This is a genomic window from Streptomyces sp. MBT65 (assembly GCF_016612545.1).
Classification (GTDB): domain Bacteria; phylum Actinomycetota; class Actinomycetes; order Streptomycetales; family Streptomycetaceae; genus Streptomyces.
This window is the reverse complement of sequence record NZ_JAENRY010000005.1, coordinates 25,173-49,113: the sequence shown is the minus strand read 5'-3', so window position 1 is coordinate 49,113 and position 23,941 is coordinate 25,173. Positions and strand designations below refer to the sequence as shown.

At 71.6% G+C, this 23,941-nt stretch carries 20 protein-coding genes; 12 read left to right on the top strand and 8 right to left on the bottom strand.

The window, feature by feature from the left end; translation table 11 throughout:
* The first annotated feature begins 405 nt into the window (after window positions 1-405).
* Window positions 406-1,503, top strand: a complete 1,098-nt coding sequence (locus JHN63_RS02735) for a mechanosensitive ion channel family protein (RefSeq protein WP_200677026.1) — start codon at window positions 406-408, stop codon at window positions 1,501-1,503.
* 42 nt (window positions 1,504-1,545) lie between these two features.
* On the opposite strand, the gene JHN63_RS02730 is transcribed toward JHN63_RS02735, so the two are convergent.
* Window positions 1,546-3,144: a M1 family metallopeptidase gene (locus JHN63_RS02730; RefSeq protein WP_200677025.1), complete on the bottom strand. Its 1,599-nt coding sequence runs from the start codon at window positions 3,142-3,144 to the stop codon at window positions 1,546-1,548.
* A 210-nt stretch (window positions 3,145-3,354) separates the two neighbouring features.
* On the opposite strand from JHN63_RS02730, the gene JHN63_RS02725 reads away from it, so the two are divergent.
* The gene (locus tag JHN63_RS02725; protein WP_200677024.1) at window positions 3,355-5,574 is read left to right on the top strand and encodes an NADP-dependent isocitrate dehydrogenase; all 2,220 of its coding nucleotides are present in this window, start codon (window positions 3,355-3,357) and stop codon (window positions 5,572-5,574) included.
* Window positions 5,575-5,737: 163 nt separating this feature from the next.
* Here JHN63_RS02725 and JHN63_RS02720 read toward each other — a convergent pair whose 3' ends face one another.
* On the bottom strand, window positions 5,738-6,079 hold the full coding sequence (locus JHN63_RS02720) for a DUF5713 family protein (RefSeq protein WP_200677023.1): 342 nt from the start codon (window positions 6,077-6,079) through the stop codon (window positions 5,738-5,740).
* Between the two features lie 85 nt (window positions 6,080-6,164).
* Between JHN63_RS02720 and JHN63_RS02715 the strand changes: the two genes are divergently transcribed.
* Entirely contained in the window at window positions 6,165-6,986 is an 822-nt protein-coding gene (locus tag JHN63_RS02715) for an N-formylglutamate amidohydrolase (RefSeq protein WP_200677022.1), read from the top strand.
* A gap of 58 nt (window positions 6,987-7,044) precedes the next feature.
* Entirely contained in the window at window positions 7,045-8,268 is a 1,224-nt protein-coding gene (locus JHN63_RS02710) for a cytochrome P450 (RefSeq protein WP_200677021.1), read from the top strand.
* Window positions 8,269-8,322: 54 nt separating this feature from the next.
* Here the strand turns inward: JHN63_RS02710 and JHN63_RS02705 are convergent, their stop codons facing one another.
* The 3 genes from JHN63_RS02705 to JHN63_RS02695 are packed head-to-tail and all read right to left on the bottom strand — an operon-like array spanning window position 8,323 to window position 10,942.
* Window positions 8,323-8,865: a hypothetical protein gene (locus JHN63_RS02705; RefSeq protein WP_234476011.1), complete on the bottom strand. Its 543-nt coding sequence runs from the start codon at window positions 8,863-8,865 to the stop codon at window positions 8,323-8,325.
* Between the two features lie 5 nt (window positions 8,866-8,870).
* Window positions 8,871-9,509 (bottom strand): RNA polymerase sigma factor, encoded by a 639-nt coding sequence (locus tag JHN63_RS02700; protein ID WP_200677019.1) that lies wholly within the window; start codon window positions 9,507-9,509, stop codon window positions 8,871-8,873.
* On the bottom strand, window positions 9,506-10,942 hold the full coding sequence (locus JHN63_RS02695; RefSeq protein ID WP_200677018.1) for a S8/S53 family peptidase: 1,437 nt from the start codon (window positions 10,940-10,942) through the stop codon (window positions 9,506-9,508). Before JHN63_RS02695 ends, JHN63_RS02700 begins: the two co-directional genes overlap by 4 nt.
* Before the next feature lie 109 nt (window positions 10,943-11,051).
* Here JHN63_RS02695 and JHN63_RS02690 point away from each other — a divergent pair, with 109 nt between their 5' ends.
* Window positions 11,052-13,655, top strand: coding sequence for a CHAT domain-containing protein (locus tag JHN63_RS02690; protein ID WP_200677017.1), 2,604 nt, complete (start codon window positions 11,052-11,054; stop codon window positions 13,653-13,655).
* A gap of 141 nt (window positions 13,656-13,796) precedes the next feature.
* Here JHN63_RS02690 and JHN63_RS02685 read toward each other — a convergent pair whose 3' ends face one another.
* Complete coding sequence (locus JHN63_RS02685) at window positions 13,797-15,689, bottom strand: LuxR C-terminal-related transcriptional regulator (protein ID WP_200677016.1); 1,893 nt, start codon at window positions 15,687-15,689, stop codon at window positions 13,797-13,799.
* A 97-nt stretch (window positions 15,690-15,786) separates the two neighbouring features.
* Between JHN63_RS02685 and JHN63_RS02680 the strand changes: the two genes are divergently transcribed.
* Complete coding sequence (locus tag JHN63_RS02680) at window positions 15,787-16,893, top strand: M12 family metallopeptidase (RefSeq protein WP_200677015.1); 1,107 nt, start codon at window positions 15,787-15,789, stop codon at window positions 16,891-16,893.
* Between the two features lie 121 nt (window positions 16,894-17,014).
* On the opposite strand, the gene JHN63_RS02675 is transcribed toward JHN63_RS02680, so the two are convergent.
* Entirely contained in the window at window positions 17,015-17,899 is an 885-nt protein-coding gene (locus JHN63_RS02675; RefSeq protein WP_200677014.1) for a sulfurtransferase, read from the bottom strand.
* Between the two features lie 384 nt (window positions 17,900-18,283).
* Here JHN63_RS02675 and JHN63_RS02670 point away from each other — a divergent pair, with 384 nt between their 5' ends.
* The 6 genes from JHN63_RS02670 to JHN63_RS02645 all read left to right on the top strand — a co-directional run bounded on the left by JHN63_RS02670 (window position 18,284) and on the right by JHN63_RS02645 (window position 23,463).
* Window positions 18,284-19,204 (top strand): ABC transporter substrate-binding protein, encoded by a 921-nt coding sequence (locus tag JHN63_RS02670; protein WP_200677013.1) that lies wholly within the window; start codon window positions 18,284-18,286, stop codon window positions 19,202-19,204.
* A 129-nt stretch (window positions 19,205-19,333) separates the two neighbouring features.
* Window positions 19,334-20,362, top strand: a complete 1,029-nt coding sequence (locus tag JHN63_RS02665; RefSeq protein WP_200677012.1) for an ABC transporter substrate-binding protein — start codon at window positions 19,334-19,336, stop codon at window positions 20,360-20,362.
* Window positions 20,359-21,132 carry an ABC transporter permease gene (locus tag JHN63_RS02660; protein WP_200677011.1) on the top strand — a complete coding sequence of 258 codons (774 nt, stop codon included), beginning with the start codon at window positions 20,359-20,361 and terminating at the stop codon, window positions 21,130-21,132. Before JHN63_RS02665 ends, JHN63_RS02660 begins: the two co-directional genes overlap by 4 nt.
* Entirely contained in the window at window positions 21,129-21,890 is a 762-nt protein-coding gene (locus tag JHN63_RS02655) for an ABC transporter ATP-binding protein (protein ID WP_200677010.1), read from the top strand. The genes JHN63_RS02660 and JHN63_RS02655 overlap by 4 nt, the downstream gene beginning before the upstream one ends.
* Window positions 21,887-22,966: a phosphotransferase enzyme family protein gene (locus JHN63_RS02650; RefSeq protein WP_200677009.1), complete on the top strand. Its 1,080-nt coding sequence runs from the start codon at window positions 21,887-21,889 to the stop codon at window positions 22,964-22,966. Before JHN63_RS02655 ends, JHN63_RS02650 begins: the two co-directional genes overlap by 4 nt.
* Window positions 22,960-23,463 carry an AAA family ATPase gene (locus tag JHN63_RS02645; RefSeq protein WP_200677008.1) on the top strand — a complete coding sequence of 168 codons (504 nt, stop codon included), beginning with the start codon at window positions 22,960-22,962 and terminating at the stop codon, window positions 23,461-23,463. The genes JHN63_RS02650 and JHN63_RS02645 overlap by 7 nt, the downstream gene beginning before the upstream one ends.
* Here JHN63_RS02645 and JHN63_RS02640 read toward each other — a convergent pair.
* Window positions 23,425-23,898 carry an N-acetyltransferase family protein gene (locus JHN63_RS02640; protein WP_374222883.1) on the bottom strand — a complete coding sequence of 158 codons (474 nt, stop codon included), beginning with the start codon at window positions 23,896-23,898 and terminating at the stop codon, window positions 23,425-23,427. The two genes, JHN63_RS02645 and JHN63_RS02640, sit on opposite strands and share 39 nt — an antisense overlap.
* Window positions 23,899-23,941 lie beyond the last annotated feature (43 nt).

The window sequence follows — 23,941 nt, the reverse complement described above, 5'->3', positions numbered from 1 at the left end:
TCGTAGATCAACGCCCGACAGCCTGCCGCCGGGTCGCACACCGCGTCAAGCGTTTCTGATCATCGATCAACTCGTAGATATATCTGCCCAGTTGGGGATGACTCGCCTCCTCGGGTAGCAACTCGACGATTTCGGCGTGCCCTCGGGCGACGGCCGGGGGACCCGTGTCCTGATGCTCACCGAGTCACTCGTCCGAAAGCCGTGCTCACAGCCCCGGACCAGGTACGAACCCCCCGTCCGGATACGGCAGGATGAGTGGTCGCGTCGACGCGAGGCAACGTCTCGGCCGGCGCGACGGCAGTACCCGCAATGCCCGCACTTCGAGCAGGTGGACAACGTGACGACACTTCACATCCGGCCATCGGCGGCGCCCTTCGCCACCGTTTCCCTTCCCGGAGGTGACCGATGAACCGCACGCCGACCCTGGACGACTTCATGCTCGCCGGAATAGCGCTGGCCTCGGGCCTGTTGGCGGCGTTTCTGCTGCGGGTGCTGCTGCGCTGGCTCGGCAAGCACGCCGACCGTACGCGGTGGAGCGGCGACGACGTGATGGTGGACGCGCTGCGGACCGCGCTGCCGTGGTCGGCGATCGCCGGTGGCGCGGCGGTCGCGGGGGCGGCGCTGCCGTTGACGCACACGGTCCAGCACCAGGTCAACCAGAGCCTCAAGGTGCTGATCATCCTCGCCGTGACGGTGTCGGCGGCCCGGGTGATAGCGGGGCTCGTCCGGGCGGTCACCAACTCCCGCTCCGGGGTGGCCGGTTCGGCCACGATCTTCGTCAACATCACCCGGATACTGGTCCTGGCCATCGGCTTCCTGGTGATGCTCCAGACCCTGGGCATCTCGATAGCGCCGATGCTCACCGCCCTCGGCGTCGGCGGTCTCGCCGTGGCGCTCGCTCTTCAGGACACCCTCGCCAACCTGTTCGCGGGCATCCACATCCTCGCCTCCAAGACCGTCCAGCCCGGCGACTACATCAAGTTGAGCAGCGGCGAGGAGGGCTACGTCGAGGACATCAACTGGCGCCAGACGACCGTACGGGCGCTCTCCAACAACCTCGTCGTGATACCGAACGGCCAGCTCGCCAAGACGAACATGACCAACTTCATGCGTCCTGAGCAGGAGTTGACGATCCTGGTCCAGGTGGGCGTCGGCTACGACAGCGACCTGGAGCATGTCGAGGAGGTGACCATGGAGGTCATCGCCGAGGTCATGACCGACATCACCGGCGCGATCCCGGAGCACGAACCGGCCATCCGCTTCCACACGTTCGGCGACTCGCGGATCGGCTTCACGGTGATCCTGGGGGTGGGCGAGTTCAGCGACCAGTTCCGTATCAAGCACGAGTTCATCAAGCGCCTGCACAGGCGGTACCGGGAGGAGGGCATCCGCATTCCGGCACCGACCCGGACGGTGGCGCTCCAGCAGGGGTCCATCGCCATACCGCAGCAGCGGATCCCGGAGGACGAGCCGGGCGAAGTCCCCTCCACCCGGCTCGACTGACGGGTCAAGGCCGGCTCGGCCCGCCCTGATCGGTCAACTCCCTCACAGCGTCGCCGAGTTGTCGCGGTAGTGCCCGCCGGTCCGGCTGTGCGGGGCGGCGAGGGACGGGTTCACCGGCGTCACCGTCCAGTCCGGATGACCGGGCATGCGCGGCGTCGCCGTACCGTAGAGCCAGTCCCGCAGGAAGCCGGACAGGTTCTGGCCGGAGACCTTCGACGCGACGGCGATGTAGTCCTCCGTCGTCGCCGAGGAGTCGCGGTACCGGGCGAGGAAGGCGCGCTCCACGGCGTGGAAGGTGCCCTCGCCGATCAACTCACGCAGGGCGTACAGGACCAGGACACCGCCCAGGTAGCGCTGGTTGTCGAAGAGGTTGGCCTCGTTGGGGGCGGCGACCGGGCCGGAGTCGTGGCGCCACTGGTCGCCGCGCGCGTAGGTGTTCTTCATGCGGGCCTCCATCGTGGTGAGGCCGAGGGAGTCGGGCCAGCCGCGCTCGTAGCGGTAGAGCAGGCCGTAGAAGTCCGCGTGGCCCTCGTTCAGCCAGAGGTCGGCCCAGGTGGCGGGGCTGACGCTGTTGCCGAACCAGGAGTGGACCAGCTCGTGCATCATGTGCGAGCCGATCTTGCTCTCCTCCTGGAGCAGGAAGTTCGGCTTGTAGAGGGTGAGGGTCTGGGTCTCGAGTCCCGTGAAATCAAAGGCGGTCGGGCTGTCGGAGTTGCAGGGCAGCAGTCCGTACGTCTCGAACGGGAACGCCCCGAGCCGCTGCTCCAGCCAGTCCACCTGGCCCGGCGTCAGCGCGCGCGCCGGTTCCAGGGCGGCGGCGCGCGCGGTGGGCACGATGTCCCGCAGCGCCAGCCCGTGCGGGCCGCGGCGCTCCTTGACGACGTAGTCGCCGACGGTGAGCTGCACCAGCTCGGTCGCCATCGGCGAGCGCGAGCGGTAGCCGAACGCGGTCCGGTCGCCGTCCAGCCGCTCGGTGCAGACCAGTTGACCGTTCGCGACCCCGCGCAGCCCGTCCGGGACGGTGATCCGGAACGTGAAGTCGGCCTTGTCGCTGGGGTGGTCGTTGCAGGGGAAGACGGTGTGCGCCAGGTTCGGCTGACCGCACACCGCGAAACCGTCGGGGGTGAGGACCCAGCCGCCGGTGGGCGCGGCGGCGCGGGCCGGGTCGGCGGAGTACTCCACGCGGACGGTGACCCGGGCCTTGGCCGGGAGCGTCCTGGCGGGCGTGATCCGCAGCTTCGCGCCGGCCTGCTCGAAATCGGTTCTACGGCCCTGGACGCGGACCTCGTGGATGTCGAGGCCGAGGGCGTCGAGGGAGAACCGGGTCAGGGCCTCGGTGGTGCGCAGTTCTATCGTGACCGTGCCGTCGACGAGCTTCGTCGTCGCGTCGTAGGCGAGGTCGAGGTCGTAGGACCGGACGCGGTAGCCGTCGTTGCCGAGGCTCGGGTACACCGGGTCGCCGAGGGTCTCGGCGCCCTCGTCGCCCGTCTCCCGTCCGGTCGCGGTGTCGCCGTTCCCCCCTCCGATCACCGCGTCGCCGCTCCCCCGTCCGGCCGCGAAGGCCGGGGAACCCACGGTCAGTGCCGTGGCCGTACCGATGATCGCGGCCACCGGGGCCGTCACTCTGGTGCGATTTCTCATGATCCGCTTTCGCTCGGGCGGCCGGGTGGTCGGCTCCGGCCGTCGGTCAGTGAAGGTGATCCACCCGTTACTGACCACGGGATCGGCCGAACGGTTGCCCTTGATCGTCGGACTGGTGTTCGCGCAGTGCGGACGGACCGCTGTCGAGCGGTACCGCATCACGAGATATCTTGATGTCGAGCAATGTTGCAGACGTGGAGCGGAGCACCGGTGACTGACTCGACCATCATCTATACGCACACTGACGAGGCCCCGGCCCTGGCGACGTATTCCTTCCTGCCGGTGGTCCAGGCGTACGCCTCGCAGGCGGGTGTCGCCGTGACCACGCGGGACATCTCGCTGGCCGGGCGCATCATCGCCGTGTTCCCGGAGTACCTGACCGAGGACCAGCGGATCCCGGACGCCCTGCACGAGCTGGGCGAACTGGCGAAGACGCCCGAGGCCAACATCATCAAGCTGCCGAACATCTCGGCGTCCATCCCGCAGCTCAAGGCCGCCGTGGCCGAGCTGCAGGAGCAGGGCTACGCGCTGCCGAACTACCCGGACGACCCGAAGACCGACGAGGAGCGGGACATCCAGTCGCGCTACGACAAGATCAAGGGCTCGGCCGTGAACCCGGTCCTGCGCGAGGGCAACTCCGACCGGCGCGCCCCCGCCTCGGTCAAGAACTACGCGAAGACCCACCCGCACCGCATGGGCGCCTGGTCGGCCGACTCCAAGACCAATGTCGCGACCATGGGCGAGAACGACTTCCGCTCCACCGAGAAGTCCGTGACGATCGCCGAGGCCGGCTCGCTGAAGATCGAGCTGGTCGCCGAGGACGGCACCACCACGGTGCTGCGCGAGTCCGTACCCGTCCTGAAGGACGAGGTCGTCGACGCCTCCGTGCTGCACGTGGCCGAGCTGCGGGAGTTCCTCACCGCGCAGATCGCCCGCGCCAAGGCCGAAAACATCCTGTTCTCCGTGCACCTCAAGGCCACGATGATGAAGGTCTCCGACCCGATCATCTTCGGCCACGTGGTCCGCGCCTTCTTCCCGAAGACCTTCGAGCAGTACGGCGCCACGCTCGCGGCCGCCGGTCTCTCCCCGAACGACGGTCTCGGCGGCATCCTCAAGGGCCTGGCCGCGCTGCCCGAGGGCGACGCGATCAAGGCGTCCTTCGACGCGGAGATCGCCGAGGGCCCCGCGCTCGCGATGGTCGACTCCGACAAGGGCATCACCAACCTGCACGTGCCGTCCGACGTCATCGTCGACGCCTCGATGCCGGCCATGATCCGCACCTCCGGCCACATGTGGGGCCCGGACGGCGCGGAGGCGGACACCCTCGCGGTGCTCCCGGACTCCTCCTACTCCGGCGTCTACCAGGCCGTCCTCGACGACTGCCGCGCGAACGGCGCCTACGACCCGTCCACCATGGGCTCGGTGCCGAACGTCGGCCTGATGGCGCAGAAGGCCGAGGAGTACGGCTCCCACGACAAGACCTTCGAGGTCCCGGCGGCCGGTACGGTCCGCCTCGTCGACCAGGCCGGCACCGTCGTCCTGGAGCAGTCGGCCGCCAAGGGCGACATCTTCCGCGCCTGCCAGACCAAGGACGCCCCGATCAAGGACTGGGTGAAGCTGGCCGTCACGCGGGCCCGCGCCACCGGCAACCCGGCGGTGTTCTGGCTGGACGAGACCCGCGCGCACGACGCCCAGCTGATCAAGAAGATCGAGGCGTACCTGCCGGAGCACGACACCGAGGGCCTGGACATCCGTGTGCTCGCCCCGGTCGAGGCCACCAAGCTGTCGGTGGAGCGCATCCGCCGCGGCGAGGACACCATCTCGGTGACCGGCAACGTGCTGCGCGACTACCTCACCGACCTCTTCCCCATCCTGGAGCTGGGCACCAGCGCCAAGATGCTGTCGGTCGTCCCGCTGATGGCGGGCGGCGGTCTCTTCGAGACGGGCGCCGGCGGCTCCGCGCCGAAGCACGTGCAGCAGCTCGTCAAGGAGAACTACCTGCGCTGGGACTCGCTCGGTGAGTTCTTCGCGCTGGTTCCCTCCCTGGAGCAGTACGCGACGTTCACCGGCAACACCCGCGCCAAGGTCCTCGCCGACACCCTCGACCGCGCCACGGCGACCTTCCTCAACGAGGACAAGTCCCCGACCCGGCGCGTCGGCGGCATCGACAACCGCGGCAGCCACTTCTTCCTGTCCCTGTACTGGGCGCAGGAGTTGGCCGCGCAGACCGAGGACGCGGACCTCGCGAAGGCCTTCGCGCCGCTCGCCGAGACCCTCGCGGACGCCCAGCAGCAGATCGTCGAGGAGCTCGGCGCGGTGCAGGGCAGCCCGGCCGACATCGGCGGCTACTACCAGCCCGACCCGGCCAAGGCCGCGAAGATCATGCGCCCGTCGACGACGTGGAACGACGCGCTGGCATCCCTGAGCTGACGCACGAAGCCTGAAGGGACACCTGTCCCTCCGCCCCGGCCGGGGTCTTCTCCGGCCGGGGCGGCCGCGTTCCGGGGAACGGTCGGGCGCTCACCCGTGCCGGAACCTCAGCCGGCCGCCGACGCCGGGCAGAGCACCGCTCACCGGCCCCGACCGGCGCAGCTCACCAGTCCCGCACCGCGATCAGCTCTTCCACATCCGCATCGGCGAAGCCGTACGTCTTGGCCACGAACCAGAAGTCCTCGGCTATCTCCTCGCGGGCGACGGTCTCGATCTCGCTGTCGGCCGCCTCGAAGTCGTCCTGGAGCGCGTTGAACTCCTCGGTGGCGACCTCGGTGAGCGCGTACAGCGCGGGCAGGTCGGCGGGGCACTCGGTCTCGATGCGCTCGCACAGGCGCAGCAGGATCGTCGTGCCGAGGTCCACGACGTGGTCGGGGTAGTAGGCGTCCCGGTACAGCCCGCGCAGAAAGGCGTGCTCGGTGATCTGCTCGTTGCTGACGGGCATGGTGGTGCTCCCCCCGGTCCGTGATCGTCGCTGCGGATACCTTGATCCTGCACCACGCCACTGACAACGCCCCCGGGAGCCGCCCGTGTCCCCACCCTCCGCGCCGTCCTCGCCCTCCTCGCCGTCCTTCGAGCTGCTGCCCGGCGCCGCCGACTCGCCCGTGATCCTCCATGTGCCGCACTCCGCGCGGGAGATACCGGCCGACGTCCGCGCGGACCTCCTCCTGGACGACCCGGCGCTCGAGCGCGAACTGGACCACATCACCGACAGCCACACCGCCCGGATCGCCGCCGAGGCAGTACGCGCGTGTGCCGTCGCGCCGTGGCGGTTCGTCAACCGGCTCTCACGCCTGGTCGTCGATCCGGAACGCTTCCCGGACGAGCGGGAGGAGATGCTCTCCGTGGGCATGGGCGCGGTCTACACCCGCACCACGCACCACGCCGACCTACGGCCCGCCGACCACGACCCCGAGCCGCTGGTCGAGCGCTACTTCCGCCCGTACGCCCGCGCGATGACGGAGGCCGTCGCCGACCGGCTGGCCGCGACCGGCCGGGCCGTCCTCGTCGACCTGCACTCCTACCCCACCGCCGCGCTCCCCTACGAACTGCACGGCACCGACCCCCGCCCGGCCGTCTGCCTGGGCACCGACCCCTTCCACACCCCGCCCGCACTGCTGTCGGCGGCCCGGGAAGCGTTCGCGGAATGCGGGGAGACCGGGCTCGACAGCCCGTTCCGGGGGGTCTACGTCCCGCTGGAGTTCTACGGCACGGAGCCGGCCGTCGGCGCCCTGATGGTGGAGATCCGCCGGGACACCTACATGACGGAGCCCGGCGGCCCGGCCGACGGCCCCGGCGTGGCCCGGCTCGCCGCCGCGCTGGCGGCGCTGGTGACCACCGTGAGCGACTGACCTCCGGCTGGAGCAGCCCCGCAGGACAGGCGGCCGGAAGCGTACGAGGGTGGACGGCATGACCGAGGAGACCACCACGCTGACCGGCCAGGCCCCGCCCCCCGTCCGGGACTGGCCCCCGCTCGACCTGACCGGGACGGAGTTCGACCCGGTCCTCGCGGAACTGATGCGCGAGGGCCCGCTGAACCGGATCCGGCTGCCGCACGGCGAGGGCTGGGCGTGGCTGGCCACCCGCTACGACGACGTGAAGATGATCACCAACGATCCACGGTTCGGCCGCGCGGAGGTCACCACGCGTCAAGTGACGCGCATGGCCCCGCACTTCAAGCCGCGCCCGGGGTCACTGGCGTTCGCCGACCAGCCGGACCACAACCGGCTGCGCAAGGCGATCGCGGGCGCGTTCACGGTCGGCGCGATGAAGCGGCTGCGGCCCCGGGCGCAGTCACTGCTCGACGCGCTGGTGGACGGCGTCGTGGCGGACGGGCCCCCGGCCGATCTGATCGAGCGGGTCCTGGAGCCCTTCCCGATCACCGTGGTCAGCGAGGTCATGGGGGTGCCCGCCGAGGACCGGGACCAGGTGCACGCCTGGACGCGGCAGATCATCTCCACGTCCGGCGGCGCCGAGGCCGCCGACCGCGCCAAGAACGGCATGTACGCGTGGATCACCGACACCATCCGCGCCCGCGCCGACAGCGACGGCACCGATGTGTACTCCCTGCTCGGCAACGCCGTGGCCCGGGGCGACATCAGTGAGCCGGAGGCGGCCGGGGTGGCGGGCCCGCTGCAGATCGGCGGCGAGGCGGTCACCCACAACTGCGGCCAGATGCTCTACCTGATGCTCACCCGCCCCGAACTGCTGGAGCGACTGCGCGGCCAACCCGAGTGCAGGGACGCCGCGTTGGACGAACTCCTGCGCTACATCCCGCACCGCTCCTCGGTCGGCCTGGCCCGGATCGCCCTGGAGGACGTCGAGTTGCACGGTCTGCGCATCAGCGCGGGCGACCCGGTCTACGTCTCCTATCTCGCCGCGAACCGCGACCCGGCCGTGTTCCCGGACCCGGAGCGCATCGACGTCGACCGCGATCCCAACCCGCACCTGGCCCTCGGCAACGGCGCGCACTACTGCACCGGCGCCGTACTGGCCCGGCTCCAGACCGAACTCCTCGTCGACACCCTGCTGGACCGTCTCCCGGGGCTCCAACTCGCCGTGCCCGCCGAGGAGATCGTCTGGCGCCGGAAGACCATGATCCGGGGGCCGCAGACCTTGCCGGTGACCTGGTAGCGGCTCACGCGCGAGGACGGAGGTGTTGTCGACTCCGTCCTCGCGCACCGGTGTTCAGGCCCGCAGCCACTCCGTGACGACGACCTCCCCGCCGGCCCGCAGCCGTAGCGCGAAGGGGCCGGTCGGTGGCGTGTCGCCGGTGAAGCGACCCATGGCGTCGGCCGTGAGGGTGGGGGGACGCAGCGCCTGGGAGCCGCCGAGGATCTCGATGCCGGCCGGTTGGGGCGGCATCACCTGGCCCATCAGGCCCTCGCTGGTCACCTCCACGTCGATGCTGAGGGCGCCCGCGGTGAAGGTGAGCATGCGGGGGACGTCCGTGGCTCCTCTGATCGGGATCGCGTCGACCAGGGAGTCGAAGGTGAGCTCCGCGAGCCGGCCGTCCAGGTCGTGGAACGCGTAGGCGTCCATGGCGAGTTGGCGCAGCTCGGCGGGGACCGGGTCCAGGACGGCGGCCGCCTGGCGCAGCTCCTCCTCCAGGAGCGCGTCGTCGAACTCCCCGCCGTCGTCGCCCTGTTCGCCCTCCTGGTCGTCGAACTCCTCGTCGTCGAAGGGGTCCTGGCCGAAGGCGTCGAACGCGTCGGGTCCGTCGTCGTGCATGCCGTTCACACCGCCCCCCGGGCGTCGAGTCGGGCCCGCAGCCGGCGCAGGCAGCGCTGGCGCATCGGGCCGATGCTGCCGACGGCGATCCCCAGACCGGCGGACACCTCCTGATAGCTGGGCGGCGGCGAGGCCATCAGCACCCGCAGCAACTGCCTGCACCGCTCGCCCAGTTCCTCGAACTCCTGCCACAGCCGCCGGATGCGCTCGGCGTCGGAGGCCGCCTCCTCCGAGTCGATCAGCGACTGCTCGGGGGTGCGCTCCTCGCTGACGCGGTCGAGGAGTTGGGGATCGTCCGTGGGCATCAGCCGCCGTAGGCTCTTGATCACCTTCAGGCATTCGTTGCGCGCGGTGGACGCCAGCCAGGAGCCGGCCTTCTCCGGTTCCCGGATGCGCCGCAAGTGCTGGGAGAAGCGCAACCACACGGTCTGGTACACCTCGTGGCCGTCGGCGTCGGAGAGCCGGTGGGCGCGCACCACGGACCAGACCAGGGGGCTCAGACCCTCCACGAGCGCCTTCCAGGCCGCAGCGTCGCCGTCGACGGCGGACTGGACGAGCGCGCCGACCTCTGCACGGTCCACTGTGCCACCCCTCGTGTACGGCATGTCATCGTACGCCGTGGAGGGGAGGGTTCCGGCCCTCATGCCGGAGGGGAGAGCGGTACGACGGGGACCGGGCGCCAGGTGGGCGGGCGCAGCGCCGGTACGTGCGCCCCGCGCACTTCGGCGTACTCCGCGTTGGCCGCGAGGAGTTGGCCGCGGGCGGCACGCGCGTCGGTCTCCTTGTTCGCCGTCATGAAGGCGGCGACCATGCCGGCGGCGACGGGAGCGGCGAACGAGGTGCCGCTCCAGTGCGCGAACCCGTCGAAGGTCACCTGGTCCGGGCTGCCCGGCTCGGCGTCCCCGGCCTGGCTCAACACACCCTTGTGGGCGGGCGATTGGCAGGTGCAGGTGTAGGTGAACCCGAACCGGCACGCGTCGTAGGTGGTGTGCTGGTAGGCGTACGGCGTGGGGGTGTCGAAGCCGGTGAGGGGGCCGATGAGCCGCTCGCCGGGGGCGTAGGCCTTGACCCAGGCGCCGTGGTTGCTGAAGCAGGCGCCGAACTCGCCGTCGCTGCGCAGCGCGCCGACCGAGAGGACGACGTCCTGGTAGTCGGGCAGGTCGGCGTAGGCGGCGGGCCAGAAGGGGGTGGCGCTGGCGTTGTTGCCCGCGGCGGCGACGAGGAGGGTGCGCTGTCCGCGCAGGGCCTGCATGAAGCCCTCGACGCCGAGGAGTCCGTCGGTGCGGCCGTTGGAGGTGCCGGCGGAGAGGCTGATGACGTCGGGCCAGCCGTGCTGGTCGACGGCGGCGAACAGGGCCTCGCCGAAGTCCGATTCGAGGATGGCGCCCGCGTCGTTGAGGGTGTTGCGGACCGTCACCTCGGTGTTGGGCGAGACGGCCGCGACGATGCCGGCGATGAACGTGCCGTGTCCTACGTACTGTTGGAGCACTCCCGCGTCGTCGGTCTCCCTGATCTGCGGGTCGCCCTGGACGTGGGCCAGCAGCGGGTAGGACCGGTAGTCGTGCATGAGCCCGGTGTCGATGACGAGGACGCCGACGGCGGTGTCGGGGTCGTAACCGGCCTCCGCGGGCGCCGGGTTGGCCCCTTCGGAGCGCGGGGCGGGGACGGGTTCGTCGCCGGGACAGGCGTTCACGGCGATCGACACCACGTGGTTGCGACTGACGAGTCGGCGGCCGGTGCGGCCCTCCGGTTCACGCAGGGCGCGCAGCGCGTTCGCCACGGCGTGGTCGCCGCGCCGGTCGCCCTGGCCCGGGTCGCCGACCTGGATGCGGGTGATGCCGGACCGGTTGGTCTCGGGGCCCGCCCGGCGCACGGAGTCCGGGGTGAGGTCGGGGGCGGCGGTGAAGTGCGTGCGGACGGTGTCCTCGACGAGGCGGGCCTCCTCGCCGTCGCGGGCGAGCACGACGCCCTTCTCGTAGAAGAACTCGGCTGAGTCGTCCGGCCCCATCGCCAGGGGGATGTCGGGCATCGAGCGTTGGATCTGGTCGAACTGCTCGTGGAATCGCTGTGGTGCCATGGCGTGTCCTCCCACTACGGCGGCGGTCGTCAATCAGAGCCGCCGGACCGCTACTTGATACAGCACCAAACCTGTGAGGTCCGCACCCGGGACCACTAGCATGGGAGGAGTGACAGCGGGAAGCGACTCGGTTCTCGACCTCCTGCCGATGGTGTTCGCGGCTCCGAGCGAGGCGCTGGCCGGTGCGCGGGAGGTCCTCGACGGCGATCCGACGCCGTTCCAGGCCTCCGTGGCCCACCATGTGATCGGCATCTGGCAGCGGGACTTCGGCGATCTCCGGCTCGCCCTGCGTCATCTGCGGCGCGCCCGTGACCTGGCGGCCCGCGCGGATTCGGCGGACCGGGAGGCGGACGTCCTCGGCACACTGGGCGTGGCGTTGGTGCACGCCGGCCGTACCCGGCAGGGCCTGGCCGCCTTCGAGCGGGGCATCGCCCGGGGCACGGGGCAGACCCGGGCGCGGGTGCTGTACCGGCGGGCGTACGTCTGGTGGGTACTGGGCCATCACTCCGAGGCGCTGGACGACGTACGGCGGGCGATTCCCGTGCTGCGGCAGGTGGACGACACGATCTGGACGGCGCGGGCGCTCACCCTGCGGGCGACCGTGCACCTGGCGCTCGGTGCGGTGGACCGGGCCGAAGCGGACTTCACGGCGGCCGAGTCGCTGTGGGAGACCACCGGCCAGGAGCACGACAAGGCGGACGCGGTGGAGAGCCGGGGGCTGGCCGCGTTCCGCTCGGGGGACATCCCGGTGGCGCTCCAACTGCTCGACGAGGCAGAGGAGATGTACGCCAAGCTGGCCACCCCGACGTTCATGCTGACCATCCGCCGCTGCGAGGTGCTGATGAGCGCGGGTCTTGCTGGGGAGGCGCTGGCGCACGCGGACACGGCGGTCGGGCTGCTCGACGGCATCGGCGGCCAGTCCACGCGCAAGGCGGAGTTGCTGCTCGTGGCCGCCCGGGCCGCGCGGCTCGCGGACGATCCGCAGCGGGCGATCGCGCGCGCGGCCGTGGCGGTACGGCTGTTCGCCGCGCAGCGGCGCACCTGGTGGCAGACGCATGCCCAACTGGTGCTGATCGAGGCCCGGTTGGCGGCCGGGCGGGCGTCGGGGCGGCTGGTGGCGGACGCCGCGGCGGTGGCCGACCGGCTGGCGGGCTTCGGTTCGCCGTCCGCTCCGGAGGCCTCGCTGCTCGCGGGCCGGATCGCGCTGGAACTGGGCTGGACGGCGGACGCGGAGCGGCACTTGGCGGTGGCCGCCCGCAGCAGGCGCGGCGGCCCGCCGCTGGCCCGGATGACCGGCTGGGCGGCACAGGCGTTGCGCGCGCAGGCGGCGGGTTCCGGGCGCGGGGTGCTGGAGGCGTGCCGGCGCGGGCTCGACGTCCTGGACGATCACCGTACGACCCTGGGCGCCTCGGAGTTGCGGGCGCGGGCGACCGCGCAGGGCGCCGAGCTGGCGGCGCTGGCCCAGCGCGCGAGCCTCGTCTCCGGCGGCCCGCGGCGGCTGTTGGTGTGGAGCGAGCGCTGGCGGGCGACCGCGCTGTCCACTCCGCCCACCCGGCCGCCCGCCGACCCGGTGCTGCTCACCGATCTGACGGCGTTCCGCGAGATCGCCGCCCGCGCGGAGCAGGCCCGCATGGACGGCCGCCCGGTACCGGCCCTGGAACGCGAACAGCGGCGCCTGGAACGGGAGATCCGCTCCCGCACCCTCCATATGCGCGGGGACGCCCCCGGCGAGGGCGACCGCTTCGATCCGACCCGCCTGCTGGCCCGCCTCGGCGAGGGGCGGCTGGTCGAACTCGCCGTCGTGGACGGCCGGGTGCACGCCCTGCTGTGCGGGGCGGGCCGGGTCCGCCGCTTCGAGGCGGGCCTGCTCGCGGAGGCGATGGCCGAGGCGGAACACGTACAGGCGGGGCTACGGCGGCTCGCGCATCCGGGGGCGGAGGCAAGGCTCCCGGTGGTGGAGGCGGCGGGCCGGCGCCTGGAGGAGCTGCTCCTCGGCGAGGCCGCTCAACACCTCGGCTCCGGGCCGGTGGTGGTGGTCCCGCCGGGCCGACTCCACCGCGTTCCCTGGGCGTTGCTGCCCTCGCTGCGCGAGCGGGTGCTCAGTGTGTCGCCGTCGGCGGGCAGTTGGCTGCGCTCCCTGGACACCGAACCGCCGTCCGGCGGCCGGCACGTCCTGGTCCGCGGGCCCGGCCTCGCGACCGGCGGCGCCGAGGTCCCCGACCTGGCCGGCCGCTACGGCAGGCCCACGGTCCTGGAGCACGACGGCGCCGAAGTCCCCCGGGTACTGGCCGAGTTGGACGGTGCGACCCTGGCCCACATCGCGGCCCACGGCACGTTCCGCGCGGACAGCCCCCTGTTCTCGTCCCTCCGCATGGCCGACGGCCCGCTCATCGTCCACGACTTCGAACGCCTCGCCCGCAGCCCGTACCGCATCATCCTCTCCAGCTGCGACACCGCCCGTCTGGCCTCGGTCGGAGCCGATGAACTCCTGGGCCTGGTCACGGCGTTGCTCCCCCTGGGCACGGCAGGCGTGGTGGCGAGCAGCGCCCCGGTCAACGACGCGGCAGTGGTCCCCCTGATGCTCACCCTGCACAAGGGCCTCAGCACAGGCCTCTCCTTGGCGGAGGCCCTGCGAGACGCGCGGGCGGCTCTGCCGGTGGACGCGATGCACCAGGCGACGGGGTGGGCTTTCACGGCGTTCGGGGCGGCGTGACCTGTCGGGTGAGCGGATCGGGTTGTTGAACGTCCCGCCGTGTAGGCAGGCCAGGCCATAAATCGTTCCCGCCAGGCAGGCAAACCCGGCCGCCGGTCATCGCGCCGTGCGGGCGACCCGGCCGACGGCCGTCCCCGTCGCTCAGGCTGACCGCGTCGTCGGCAGTTCCACCAGCCACGGCAACGCGCCGCGGTCGCTTGCGCCGAGGCGGGTGTAGGCGCTGTAGAGGTGGTTGCCGACGGTGCGGACGGAGAGGGTGAGGCGGTCGGCGATCTGGCGGTTGCTGAGGCCTGCGGCGGCGAGGGTGACGATCTGGCGCTGGCGGGCGGTGAGTTCGCCCAGGACCAGGCCGGACAGGGCCGGGGTGCGGGCGCCCTGGCAGCGGCGGGCGAGGGCGACCGCGCGGGTGCGGGACATGCGGGCGGCGCGCGGGTCGCGGTGCGCGCGTACGGCCTGGGCGTGCGCCTCGGCCGCGAACAGCAGGAAGCCGCGCTGCTCCAGTTCCCCGGCCACCCGGTCCAGCGCGGGACCGTCCCCGTCGACCAGGGCCTCCGCGTGCCGGGCGAGGACGGCCGGTCCGTCGCCGGGCAGTCGGGCGAGCCGTCCGGCGACCTGTTCGGGAGCACCGAGGCGTACGGCGTCGTAGAGGACGTACGCGGCGGGCCTGCCGTCCTCGGCGGTGGGGCCGCTGCTCCCCTCACCCTCTTTCCAGCGGTCGGCCGCGGCCTCGCGCGCCGTCTCCACATCGCCCCGTGCCGCCGCGAGCCAGCCGCCCGCGTCGTCCGACGCGGGGCGGGCCAGCGCCTCGTCGGTGGCCGGGACGTCGCCCGACTGGGCGGCGGCCAGGGCGAGTTCGACCGCGCAGGCCTGGTCTCCCGGGGACTCCCGCAAGCCCTCCCGCGCCCAGGCCGCCGCCTCGCGCAGCTCCCCGCGCAGCCTTGCGAACCGGGCGCGGACGGCGGCGTACCCGGCCGGTACGGGTGCGCCCTCCGCCACCAGCCACTCCCCCACGGGCGTCGGCAGCGGGCGTACGTCGGTGCGGTCGATGCGATCGGTCAGCGCGGCCCGTTCGGCCGCCAGGGCCGGGGCGCACTGGTCCGGGGTGCGGGCCAGTCGGCGGGCCCGGAGCCGGCCGGCCGCGGCGCGCAGCGCGGGACCGTGCAGCGGGTGGGCGAGGCGGACGGCGCCCCGGTCGTCGACGTGGATCAGGGCCTCGGTCTCCAGGCGCTCGAGGACGTCGAGGTCGAAGTCGTCCAGCGGCGCCGCCAACGGCTCGGCGAACGCGAGGCGTTCGAGGTTCTCGCGCTCCTCGGGGCCGGTGCGGGCGAGGACGTGCGCGGTGCGTTCACGGACCGTCGCGGTGACCGGTACCGGGCCGCGCCAGGTCCACTCGTCGGAGTCGGTCGCCCGGGTCAGCAGCCCGCGTTCGCGCACCGCGCCGAACAGGTCGCGCAGCAGCCGCAGATCACCCTGGCAGAGGCCGTCCAGGCGGTTCACGGTGAGGGGTTCCAGCGGCCCGCCGGCGCCCAGGGCCAGCAACTGCGCCGTCTCCTCCCGGGGCAGCGGCTCCAGCGCGAGGCGCGGCAGCAGTTCGCCCGTCCACAGACGCGACACCGCACCGGGTACCGGGTCGCCGTCGGTCACCACGACCACCAGACGGGTCCGCCCGTGCACGGCGAGCTGGTGGACCAGGGCGGCCGAGGAGCCGTCGAGCAGATGGGCGTCGTCGACGAGCAACAGCCGGACGCAGGACAGGAGTTGGACCGCGCGGTGCAGGGTGACGCTCTCGGGGAGCAGGTGCGCGAACGCGGCGAAGGCGATCCCGCGCGTCTCGGGCGTCCCGGTGACCTTGGCGCAGTCGCTGCCCCGGACGGCCTCGGTGACCAGCCGGGTCTTGCCCCGGCCGGCCGGGCCGGTCACCACGATGCCGGGCCGGCCGGCCGTCAACGAGCCGCGGATGAGCTCGAGTTCGTCCGCCCGGCCGGTGAACGGCCAGGGCAGTTCGAGGGTCTTCGCGTCCTGTTCGAAAGTCATCACGCAGATATGACTCCGGCTACTCACGCTTGATACAGGGTGACTTGAGTAGCCCTCGACTCAGGCGCCGGGGAACGGTCGACGGCAATCTGGTCGCATGACCGCTCGCTACTGCTCCCTCGCGCAGCAGCCGGCCCCGGAGTTCCGACCGGGACTGGCCGCCGAGCGGCGCGGTGCGCTCATCGGCGGCAGCCGGATGTGGGTCAACGGCACGGTCCTGCACTACTACTTCTTCGACACCGACAACCCCGAGAACACGGCCGCGACCGACACCTCCGTCATCCCGGTGCCCGGGACCGGCGAGCTGCGGCGGGTGCCGTGGGGCGGTGCCAAGGAGCAGCAGGACGTCGTACGCGAGTGCTTCCGTGAGTGGCAGGGCCTCGGCATCGGGCTCGGCTTCGCCGAGGTCGGCGACCGGTCGGAGGCGGAGCTGCGCATCGGGTTCCAGTCCGGTGACGGCTCCTGGTCGACGGTGGGTCGCGACGCTCTCACGGTCGGTCTGTCCGACCGCACCATGAACTTCGGCTGGGACCTGACCGTGCCCGGGCAGCGCTGCACGGCTCTGCACGAGATCGGGCACGCGCTGGGTCTGCTGCACGAGCACCAGAGCCCGTTCGCCGGTATCCACTGGGACGACGAGGCCGTGTACGCCGAGCTGGCGGGCCCGCCGAACTTCTGGAGCCGGGACAGGACGCGGTTCAACATCCTGCGCAAGCTCGACCCGGACGAGGTCAACGGCTCCGTCTGGGACCCGCAGTCGATCATGGAGTACCCGTTCGCGTCGGGACTGATCCTGGAGCCGGAGGAGTACCGCACGGGTCTGCACCCGCACGGCAGCCTCTCCCCCTCCGACAAGGAGTTCGTCCTGCGCTGGTACCCGCCCGCCGGCCCTCCCCGGCCGGCCGAGCTGGTGCCGTTCCGGTCGGCGCCGCTGCGTCTGGGACCGGGTGAGCAGGCCGACTTCGCCATCGAGCCGACGCAGACGCGCGAGTACGCCGTCGGCACCTTCGGGGACAGCGACACGGTCGTCGTGGTCTTCGAGGAACGGGACGGCGAACCGCGCTTCCTCGCCGGTCAGGACGACGGGGGAACGCCCCACAACGCCACACTCAAGGTCCGGCTCGTCAAGGGCCGCCGCTACTTCGTCCGTGTGCGCCTGTACTCCACGTGGGGTTCGGGGGAAACCGCGGTGATGTGCTGGTAACAGCATGTGTACAGCGCACGCGGACGAACGGACCCACCAGTCCGGCGCCGGGGGAATGGTCGCGGATGTCGCCTTCGGGGGAGGGAGACATCCGCGACCACGCCGTTCTGGGGGTGGTCGCTCAGACCCCCGACTCCAGTGGCCTGACAGGGTCCTTGGACCACTCCTCCAGTGAGCCGTCGTAGACGGATATGTCCGTACGGCCGAGCAGCGTGAGCGCGAGTGCGGCGCCCGCCGCCGAGATGCCGCCGCCGCAGTACAGGACGACCGGCGAGTCCTCGGCGTCGAGGACCGCGCCGACCCGCGCCGCGAGTTCGTCGAGGGGCAGGACGTGCCCGGAGTCGTCGAGGAGACTCCGGCCCGGGAGGCTGCGGCTGGCGGGGATGTGGCCGCGGCGGCTGTAGCGGGTGGGCGCGGAGCCGTCGTAGCCGCCGGTGGGCAGCGCGCACACGAGGGTGCCGGGGCGCTCGCCGCGACTGATGGCGGCCACGTCCTCGATGCCGGACCACAGATCCGGTCGTACGACGGGTGTCACGGGGCGGACGGCCGGCACCGGACCGCTGTCGTCGCCGGAGGCGAGCGCACGCCCGGCTGCCTCCCACCCTTCGAGACCGCCGTCCAGAACTGCCGCCGGTACGCCGATCGCCCGGAGCATCCACCACAGGCGGGCCGCCCAGATCCCACCGCCGCCGTCGTACGTGACCACCTCGACGCCCTCCCCCACGCCCAGCTCGGCCAGGGCGGCGGCGAGGGCCTCGGGGGACGGTACGGCGAAGTGGTACGGCGCGTCGTGGTCGGAGAGGTCGCCGGTCAGGTCGGCGTGTCGCGATCCGGGGACATGCCGTTCGACCCAGGTCCCGCGCCCGCTCGCGGAGCGGTGGTCACCGTCCTCGCGGGGTGAGGGCAGGAGCGTGGTGGCGTCGAGGACGACCAGCCGGGGATCGTCGAGACGCGCGGCGAGCCAGGTGTCGTCGACCAGCGGGCCGGGCAGCAGGGAGGTGGTCATGGCCGCCGATCGTACGCCCGCGACCTGGGCGTCTCATTCCTCGGGCAGGCACGTCCCATATTCCGGACCACGCTTGCACAGAATCCGGGTGGTCCGGTTATCGTTCGGCCATCTACGCGGGAGCCCCTACCCGGTTGGGCTGAGAGGGCGTCTGGGACCGGCTCGTCGAGAGTCCGGCCCCCACGGGGACGCCGACCGCACCACTCGCGCCTCAGCGCCCGCGTAGGAGTTCACGTGTCTTCAGCAGTCGAGCCCCAGCACCCGGTGGTCAACTCCCCGGCGCGCCGCTCCTGTTGTTGTCGCATGCACTGATCCACCGCCTTCGCGCACCCCCTCCCCTCCCTTCAGGCGCCGTCACGCCTGCGCACGTTTCGGAGTACCCCCATGCCGCACATACGGGTCATGCTCGACTATTTCCACCCGTGGCCCAATTCGGCCGGTCTGTACGTCGCCCGCGCCCGCCGCTGGTACGCCGAGGCCGGTCTGGATGTCGAGCTGGTGGTCCAGGATCCGGGACGCGGGGACACCCTCGAATATCTGGCGCGGGGCGAGGTGGACTTCGGGATCTTCCCGCCGAACCGGCTGCTGGCCCGGCGGGCGGAGCACGGCCAGCCGCTGATCGCCGTGGCCGCGATCAACCATCGGGGACTGGAGGCGATCCAGACCACCACCTCGACCGGCATCACCCGCCCCCGCGAGCTGGCCGGCCGCCGTATCGCCTTCAATCCGACCCCGCGCGGCCGGGCCATGGTGCGCCATCTGGTGGCCGCCGACGGCGGCGACCCGGACGCCGTGATCGGGATCGACGCCGGCGCGCGGGAGCTGACCGTCGACGACATCGTGGCGGGCGAGGCGGACGCGACCTTCGGCAACTACTGGTCCTGGGACGCGCTGCGCGGCGATCTGCCCGAGGAGCAGCGGCTGACCTGGCCGGTCGACGAGATCGGCGCCCCGAGCTACCACAGCTATCTGCTCGGCACGAGCGAGACGCTGCTCGACCAACACCCCTCCCTCGTACGGGACTTCCTCGCCGTCACGGCCCGCGGCTACGCGGCCGCCGCCCAAGAGACCGACGCCACACTGGAGTTGCTGGAACGGGTCATCCCGTACTTCCCGCGCCCCCTGATCGCCCGTTCCCTGGCACTGATCGCGCCCACCTGGACGGACAGGGACGGCCGTTGGGGTGTCATCGACGAGGGCCGGATGGGCCCGTACGCGCACTGGCTCGCCGAGAACGGCGCGATCCCGGACGACCGGGACTGGGCGAAGTCGTTCACCAACGGCCTGCTGGACGTGGCCACATGAGAGCCCTGGCCTGCCAGGCGCGGACGCTGACCCGGCGTCTCGCCGTCGACTTCATGCGGGTGGGCAGCGCGCTGTGTCGGCCCTGACCGGACCGACCCGCCAGCCCTCCCACCCCTCGAAGGACCCGACATGCAGCGCCGTACCACCCTGACCGCCATCGCCGCGACCGCCCTCCTCGCCGTCACCGGCTGCTCCGCCGACTCCACGGCCGCCGCGAAGGACGGCACCACGACCGTCACCCTCGCCCTGGACTGGACGCCCAACACCAACCACACCGGGATCTACGTCGCCCAGGCCAAGGGCTGGTTCAAGGCCGCCGGGATCGACGTGAAGATCGTGCCGTACGGCTCGACCGCGCCCGAGACCCTGATCGCCAACCACAAGGCGGACTTCGGGATCTCGTACCAGGAGGGCATCACCACGGCCCGGGCGGCCGGCCAGGACATCACCTCCGTCTACGCGGTGACGCAGAAGACGGACGTGACGATCGCCGTGCGCGCCGACCGCAGCGACATCAGCTCACCGAAGGACCTGGACGGCAAGACGTACGCCGGTTTCGGCGCGCCGTACGAGAAGCCGCTGCTGCGGAAGGTGATCCAGAACGCGGGCGGCAAGGGCGACTTCAAGCAGATCACCCTCAACACCTCGGCGTACGCGGCGCTTTACGCGGGCAAGGCGGACTTCGCGATGCCGATGCCGACCTGGGAGGGCCTGGAGGCGAAGCTGAGCGGCAAGCCGCTGAAGAACTTCCAGCTCTCCGACTACGGCTTCCCGGCGATCTACTCGACGCTCGTCGCGTCCTCGGACCAGTTCCTGAAGAAGAACCCGGAGACCGCGAGGAAGTTCCTGGCGGCCGTCGACAAGGGCTACCGCTATGCCGCCGAACACCCGTCCCAGGCGGCCGACTTGCTGATCTCCGCGAACAAGAGCGTCCTGACCAACACCAAGCTGGTGCAGGAGAGCGAGGCGCTGCTGGCCAAGGAGTACTACAAGGGCGCGGACGGTTCGATCGGCACGCAGAGCGCGGAGCGCTGGCAGGCCTTCGCGGACTTCGAGTACAAGGCGGGCCTGCTGGTCGACGCCGACGGCAAGAAGCTCACGTCCGCTCCGAAGGCGTCGACGTTCTTCACCAACGCCTACCTCCCGGACGCCAAGTGAGGCCGCTGCTGCGGTCGTTGTGGCCGCCGCTCCTCGTCCTGACCGTGGTCCTCGGCGGCTGGCAGCTCTACGTCACCGCCGCCAGCGTCGATCCGACGACGCTCCCCTCCCCAGCCCGGGTGGTGGAGCAGGGCTGGCTGAACCGCCAGGACCTGTGGGACCAGACGCTGCCCACCCTCCAGGAGACGCTGCTCGGCTTCGCGCTGTCGTTCGCGGCGGCCTGGCTGGTCGCCGTCCTCCTCGACTTCTCCCCGGCGGCCCGCCGGGGCCTGTACCCGCTGCTCGTCGCCTCGCAGACCATCCCGATCGTGGCCGTCGCGCCGCTGTTGATCATCTGGTTCGGTTTCGGGCTGCTGCCGAAGATGCTGGTGGTGACGCTGACGACGTTCTTCCCGCTCGCCGCGAACCTCGCGGCGGGCTTCGCGGCGACCGACCGCGAGGCGATGAGGCTGCTGCGCTCGCTCGGCGCGGGCCGCTGGCGGACCTTCCGGCTGGTCCGGGTGCCGAGCGCGATGCCGTACTTCTTCGCCGGGCTGCGGGTCAGCATCACCTACGCCGTCGTCGGCGCCGTGTTCGCGGAGTACGCGGGCGCGGAGGCGGGCCTCGGGATCTATATGCAGGCGCAGAAGAGCGCGTTCCGCACGGACCTGGTGTTCGCGGCGGTCGCGGTGACGGCCGCGCTGAGCATCGCCCTGTTCGGAGCCACCTATCTGCTGCAACGGCTGGTACTCCCGTGGGAACGGGCGTTGAAGGAGGACAGGTCGTCATGAGCAGTCTGCGCATCGAGAACGTCGGCAAGTCCTTCGGTGAGTTGGAAGTGCTGCGGGACCTCCAACTCATCGTGGAGCCTGGCGAGTTCGCGGCCGTCATCGGACCGAGCGGCAGCGGCAAGAGCACGTTGTTCAATCTCGTCTCCGGCCTCGACCGGCCCACGTCGGGCCAGGTACTGGTGGAGGGCGAGGCGGCAGGAGTGGAGTCCGGCAAGGTCGCCTACATGCCGCAGAAGGACCTTCTCTTCCCCTGGCGGACCGTGCTCGACAACACGGCACTGGGCCTGGAGGCGCAGGGAGTCAGAAAGAAGGAGGCACGGCAGCGGGCCGACGCGCTCTTCGCGGACTTCGGCCTCGACGGCTTCCAGAAGGCGTACCCGGCCCAACTCAGCGGCGGTATGCGGCAACGCGCGGCCCTGTTGCGCACGGTGGTCCTGGAACGCCCGGTCCTCCTGCTCGACGAGCCGTTCGGCGCGCTCGACTCCCTCACCCGCACCGAGATGCAGCTGTGGCTGGCCGGCATGTGGCAACGCCACCGCTGGACCGTCGTGTTGGTCACCCACGACATCCGCGAGGCGGTCCTGCTCGCGGACACGGTCCACGTCCTGTCCCCCCGCCCGGCCACGATCGTCGACCGCGTCGAGGTCCCCCTGCCCCGCCCACGCGGCGCGGACGACTTCACGAACCCGGACTTCGCGTCGACCGAACGCCGCGTCCTGGACGCCCTGCGCGGCACAACGGCGGTGAGGACAGCGTGAGTTCACACCTCGCCCACGGCCTGGGCACCGACCCGGTCGAACCCGACTGGCCACCCCTGACGGACACCGAGGTCACGGACATCGTGGGCCCGGCCCGGGTGATCTGGCGCAGCCCACGCCCCTTGTCGGCGGCGGCCGTGGTGGAACGGGACGGACGCCACCTGTTCGTGAAGCGCCACCACGTCTCCGTCCGCACGGTGGAGGGCCTGACCGAGGAGCACGCCTTCCTACGACACCTGCGGCGCCAAGGGGCCCCGGTCGTCGAGGTGTTGGACGCGGCGACGCGTGGCGAGTGGACGTACGAGGTGCACTCGACCGGCACCGGCACGGACCTCTACCGCGACGCTCTGTCCTGGTCCCCGTTCCACACCTCAGCCCACGCGAGGGCGGCCGGCGAAGCGCTGGCCCGCCTGCACCTGGCGGCGGAGGGCTTCGACGCCCCGCGCCGTCAAGTGCAGCCGCTGGTCGCGTCGTTCACGGTGTTCGCCTCACCCGACCCGCAGGCGGAGCTGGAGCGATACGTGGCCGAACGCCCCCAACTGGCAAACGGCCTGGCGGACTTCCCATGGCGGGAGGACACGCAACGCGCCCTGCTCCCCCTGCACGAGGAACTGGCCCCGCACCTCCCCGGGCTCGCCCCCCTGTGGACCCACAACGACTGGCACGCCTCCAACCTCCTCTGGAACGAGGACGGTTCGGTCGCCACGGCCCTCGACTTCGGCATGAGCGACCGCACGACAGCCGTGCACGACCTCGCCACAGCCATCGAACGCAACACGGTCCAGTGGCTCCAGCCCGGCTTCCCGGTCCGCGAGGCCGACGCGCTGGAACTTCTGGACGGCTATCAGTCCCTACGCCCACTCACCCCGCCCGAGTCGAAGGCACTCCCCGCGCTACTCCCCCTGGTGCACGCCGAGTTCGCCCTCTCCGAGCTGGGCTACTTCCACGGCGTCACGCACTCGGCGGAGAACACCCGGCTGGCGTACGAGTACTACGTGGGCCACGCGGAGTGGTTCGCCGGGGAGAGCGGACGGCGACTGCTGGATCTGCTGCGGCGCCGGGTACCCGCATGCTGATCAGCATCGGCGGCCTCCCTGCCACCGGCAAGACCACGCTGGCGCGTCTCCTCGCGGCCCGCATCGGTGCCGTCCACCTCCGGGTCGACACCATCGAGCAGGCCATCGTCCGCTCCGGGGTGGCCCGTCATCCGGTGGGTCCGGTGGGCTATCTCGTGGGATACGCCCTGGCCGAGGAACATCTGCGCCAGGGGCTGACCGTGCTCGCCGAGTCCGTCAATCCGCTGACCGTCACGCGGGACGCCTGGCGCGACACGGCTGTGCGGGCGGGTGTGCCCGCCGTGGAGATCGAGATCGTCTGCTCCGACCCGGAAGAGCACCGGCGGCGCGTGGCCTCGCGGTCGGTCGACATCCCGGACCTGCCGTTGCCCGACTGGGAGCAGGTCGTCGGCCGGGAGTACGAGTCGTGGAACCGCGACCGCATCGTGGTCGACACCGCGGGTCAGGGCCCGGAGGACTCACTGGCTTCGCTTCTCGAAGCCCTGACCGGACGGTAGTTCGCGGGTGAAGACGACACGAGGCCGGCCCGGCCCGTCGTAGTCCTCGACGACACGCGCGTCGAAACCGAGGGTGCGGTGGAAGGCGATCGACCCCTCGTTGGTGACCGAGGTGATGGCCTTGAGGCGGACCGCGCCCTGGCGTCCGGCGGCCTCGATGAAGGCCGTGTACAGGCTGCGGCCGAGACCGGTGCCGCGTGCGTCGTCCCGGGTCGCGATCAGGTGCACGTATCCGGTGTGGTCGGGCGTGACGAACCCGAAGAGGTAGCCACGGATGCCGTCGGCGGCGCGGGCGACCAGACAGGTGGACCCGAACTCCTGCACCAGCGCGGTGAGATGGAGCGCGCGGAGGTCACGCTCTCCCCAGTAGCGGGGGTGGTCCTCCAGGACCTGGTGGAGGTCGGTGACATCGGCGGACTCGATGCGGACGGTCATGGTATCGATCATGGCAGAGAGCCGTACGAAGTCGAGAAGGAGA

What these genes read in the sequence shown, in the direction of transcription:
- JHN63_RS02680 (WP_200677015.1), top strand. Translation starts at nt 15,787, where the DNA reads ATGACCGCTCGCTACTGCTCCCTCGCGCAGCAGCCGGCCCCGGAGTTC.
- JHN63_RS02640 (WP_374222883.1), bottom strand. Translation starts at nt 23,898, where the DNA reads ATGACCGTCCGCATCGAGTCCGCCGATGTCACCGACCTCCACCAGGTC.
- JHN63_RS02685 (WP_200677016.1), bottom strand. Translation starts at nt 15,689, where the DNA reads ATGACTTTCGAACAGGACGCGAAGACCCTCGAACTGCCCTGGCCGTTC.
- JHN63_RS02730 (WP_200677025.1), bottom strand. Translation starts at nt 3,144, where the DNA reads ATGAGAAATCGCACCAGAGTGACGGCCCCGGTGGCCGCGATCATCGGT.
- JHN63_RS02655 (WP_200677010.1), top strand. Translation starts at nt 21,129, where the DNA reads ATGAGCAGTCTGCGCATCGAGAACGTCGGCAAGTCCTTCGGTGAGTTG.
- JHN63_RS02645 (WP_200677008.1), top strand. Translation starts at nt 22,960, where the DNA reads ATGCTGATCAGCATCGGCGGCCTCCCTGCCACCGGCAAGACCACGCTG.
- JHN63_RS02735 (WP_200677026.1), top strand. Translation starts at nt 406, where the DNA reads ATGAACCGCACGCCGACCCTGGACGACTTCATGCTCGCCGGAATAGCG.
- JHN63_RS02665 (WP_200677012.1), top strand. Translation starts at nt 19,334, where the DNA reads ATGCAGCGCCGTACCACCCTGACCGCCATCGCCGCGACCGCCCTCCTC.
- JHN63_RS02705 (WP_234476011.1), bottom strand. Translation starts at nt 8,865, where the DNA reads ATGCACGACGACGGACCCGACGCGTTCGACGCCTTCGGCCAGGACCCC.
- JHN63_RS02670 (WP_200677013.1), top strand. Translation starts at nt 18,284, where the DNA reads ATGCCGCACATACGGGTCATGCTCGACTATTTCCACCCGTGGCCCAAT.
- JHN63_RS02700 (WP_200677019.1), bottom strand. Translation starts at nt 9,509, where the DNA reads ATGAGGGCCGGAACCCTCCCCTCCACGGCGTACGATGACATGCCGTAC.
- JHN63_RS02675 (WP_200677014.1), bottom strand. Translation starts at nt 17,899, where the DNA reads ATGACCACCTCCCTGCTGCCCGGCCCGCTGGTCGACGACACCTGGCTC.
- JHN63_RS02695 (WP_200677018.1), bottom strand. Translation starts at nt 10,942, where the DNA reads ATGGCACCACAGCGATTCCACGAGCAGTTCGACCAGATCCAACGCTCG.
- JHN63_RS02710 (WP_200677021.1), top strand. Translation starts at nt 7,045, where the DNA reads ATGACCGAGGAGACCACCACGCTGACCGGCCAGGCCCCGCCCCCCGTC.
- JHN63_RS02720 (WP_200677023.1), bottom strand. Translation starts at nt 6,079, where the DNA reads ATGCCCGTCAGCAACGAGCAGATCACCGAGCACGCCTTTCTGCGCGGG.